This window comes from Microbacterium sp. NPDC077391 (assembly GCF_040686955.1).
Classification (GTDB): Bacteria; Actinomycetota; Actinomycetes; order Actinomycetales; family Microbacteriaceae; genus Microbacterium; species Microbacterium commune.
Genome location: NZ_JBFBMI010000003.1, coordinates 1 through 2,608, shown reverse-complemented (window position 1 = coordinate 2,608; position 2,608 = coordinate 1). Strand labels below are relative to the sequence as shown.

The following is a 2,608-nucleotide window of genomic DNA, read 5'->3' as shown; positions in this document are numbered from 1 at the left end:
CTTCGGAGTTCACCGGGACGACGTCGAAGGTGAGCTCGGTGCGGCCGATCGTGAACGATGTGCCCGGCGTGAGCGGGGTCTCGCGGATCTTCTGCCCATCGACCTTGGTGCCGTTCGTCGAACCCAGGTCGCGCAGCATCCCGCGCTCGCCGTCCCAGAGGATCTCGGCGTGACGACGGCTGGAGCCCGCATCGGAGATGGTGATGTCGGCGTCGCCGCCGCGGCCGATCACCGTGCGGGCGCTGGTGAGCGGATGCCGGCGGCCGTCGATCTCGACGACACCCTGCCAGTCGACGGTGCTCTCGACGGAGGAGGAGTTCACCCGCACGATGCCGGTGGCCAGGCTCTCGTCGGCCTCCATCGAGATGTGCAGCGGGCCGGCGAAGCTGTAGCCCTGCGCGCGGGCGTGCGTGGTCATCAGCGCGAAGAGCTCTTCGTGCAGCGCGCGGCCGAGCGTGCGCATCCGCTCGTGATCGTCCGGGCTGAGCCGCACGAGGTAGTCGCTGGGGGTGATGATGCGGTCGCGGCTCACCACAGCCGCGTTCGTGTCGGCCTCGCGCCGCAGCGCCGAGGCGATCTCCACCGGCTGGATGCCGCTGCGGAAGGTCTTGGCGAACGCGCTGTTCACAGCGCGTTCCAGACCTTTCTCAAAGCTGTCAAGTAGTCCCACGAGGTTCCTCTGGCATGCCGACCGGTAGGGCCATCGTAGTCAGGCGGGCTGGATAACCGCTTCTCGAGGTCGGAGCGGTTCGAAGCACGCCGTCCATCGTGATAGCCTTTCGAGGTTGAGTTCTCCGGAACGAGACGATGCGCGAGTGGCGGAATAGGTAGACGCGCTGGCTTCAGGTGCCAGTGCTCGCAAGGGCGTGGGGGTTCAAGTCCCCCCTCGCGCACAGAACGGCGAAGGCCCCGGATCATCCGGGGCCTTCGCCGTTTCCATCCGGCGTGACGACCGGCGCGTCGTCACGCCGGTTCGGCCGCAGCGTGGATGTACTCGTCCAGCACGAGCTCGCCGGTGGCGTTCAGCGCCGTCATGATCGTCGTGATGCGATCCGGCGCGACGGGCGGGAGTACCGCGGAGTCGAACCCGAACTGCATCGGGATCGCCGGATGCACCCAGATCGTGGTGCGGGCGTCCTCGGCGTCGTCACCGCGCAGCCAGGTCAGCAGGAAGCTCTCGTTGCGTCGCAGCTTGGTGCCGATGACGATCTTCAGATGCACGAGCGTCTCGTCGTCGATCGTGATCGGCGGCGCGCTGCTGTCGTACTTCAGTCTTCCCATACTGGATGATAAGCCGCCGGACGCCCCGGGCGTGTCCATTCCGCGCGTGGGGCCGTCGGCGGGCGGAATGACGAGCGCCGCCGACCCGAAGGTCGACGGCGCTCAATCAGGCACGCGGGCCGTGAAGGTCACTTGTTGAAGGCGTCCTTGACGTCATCGCCGATCTTCTTGGCGTCGGCCTTGACCTGATCGGTCTTGCCCTCTGCCTCGAGGCGCTCGTTGTCGGTGGCGTCACCGATGCCTTCCTTGGCCTTGCCCACGAGCTTCTCGGTGTTGTGCTTGGCGTCGTCCATGGCTCCCATGGTGTCTCCCTCCGTTCGGGGCGGGATCACCGCCCGGTCTGACGTGGAGATGCCAGCGTGCCATCCGGCTGTCGGATCGGGCCAAGGGATTGACAGGTGGATCGGGTCGCGTTACGGCCCGTCGCCTGCCGCGGCTGCGGGAACGGGCAGACCGACATGCAGCGGCTCGGAGAGGTGATCGGCTTCGCTGTGCCGACGATTCCTCTCCGAGCCTGCAATCCCCATCTCATCCCCCAGGTCGTATCCTGGAGTGCACGCGGTGGGATCTGATCGCTTGTTCTCCGATTCCCCTTCGGTGACGGCTACTCCCCAGTTTCCGACGATCTCCGCATGCGATTGGCTCCCTGCCTGCATCTCCCCAGAAGCTGAGGCGAGGGGGCCGCTCTCATCATGACACTGATTCTCCGTTTTGTCCCCCATATGGGGGACAAATTTCTCGAGAAGTGTGTATGCTGAACCCCGACGCACCCTCCGGTCGTCTTCGGCCCCCACCGCTCCCCCCGCGGTGGGGGCCATCCATTTTTTCGTGCAACATTTGGGTCACCTTCCGATTCGGCCTGTTGACGGAAGGGTCCGCTGGGATAGCGTTAGCGCAGTCGGAGCATCCTGCGTCGACATGGCAATGAGCAGAACGGCAGTAAATGAGCACCCAGGGCACGGTCAAGTGGTTCAACTCGGAGAAGGGCTTCGGCTTCATCTCCCCCGATGACGGAGGCGCCGACGTGTTCGCGCACTACTCCGCCATCGCATCCAGCGGCTACCGGTCACTCGACGAGAACCAGCGCGTCGAGTTCGATGTGGCACAGGGCCCCAAGGGCCTTCAGGCCGAAAACATCCGCCCTCTCTGAGGCGGGTTTCGAACTCCCCGGTGCCGATCGGCGCCGGGGAGTTCTGCGTCTGCGGGCGTGCACTCCGGGGGCCGACACTCCAGGCGCGCCATGATGAGGAAGTTCTCGTCACGACGCGCGTCGACCGCGGACCGGATGCGTTTGATCGCCGTATCCGCGTCGACCACCGCCTTGCCG

The 2,608-nt window shown here is 65.8% G+C and carries 4 protein-coding genes, 1 tRNA gene and 1 pseudogene; 2 read left to right on the top strand and 4 right to left on the bottom strand.

Annotated elements, in window-relative coordinates; all coding sequences use genetic code 11:
- A partial coding sequence (locus tag AB0O65_RS08190) for a DUF3662 and FHA domain-containing protein (RefSeq protein WP_363384059.1) occupies positions 1–670 on the bottom strand: 670 nt, incomplete at its 3' end.
- Positions 671–809: 139 nt separating this feature from the next.
- Here AB0O65_RS08190 and AB0O65_RS08185 point away from each other — a divergent pair.
- Positions 810–893: transfer RNA gene (locus tag AB0O65_RS08185), tRNA-Leu, on the top strand.
- A 70-nt stretch (positions 894–963) separates the two neighbouring features.
- Here AB0O65_RS08185 and AB0O65_RS08180 read toward each other — a convergent pair.
- A complete protein-coding gene (locus tag AB0O65_RS08180) occupies positions 964–1,281 on the bottom strand; it encodes a hypothetical protein (protein WP_071641056.1) in 318 nt (105 codons plus the stop codon).
- A gap of 128 nt (positions 1,282–1,409) precedes the next feature.
- Positions 1,410–1,574, bottom strand: coding sequence for a CsbD family protein (locus AB0O65_RS08175; RefSeq protein ID WP_313480197.1), 165 nt, complete (start codon positions 1,572–1,574; stop codon positions 1,410–1,412).
- A gap of 650 nt (positions 1,575–2,224) precedes the next feature.
- Here AB0O65_RS08175 and AB0O65_RS08170 point away from each other — a divergent pair.
- A complete protein-coding gene (locus AB0O65_RS08170) occupies positions 2,225–2,431 on the top strand; it encodes a cold-shock protein (protein WP_071641060.1) in 207 nt (68 codons plus the stop codon).
- Here the strand turns inward: AB0O65_RS08170 and AB0O65_RS08165 are convergent.
- Positions 2,404–2,608: pseudogene (locus AB0O65_RS08165) on the bottom strand (hypothetical protein); the annotation flags it as partial. The gene AB0O65_RS08170 and the pseudogene AB0O65_RS08165 sit on opposite strands and share 28 nt — an antisense overlap.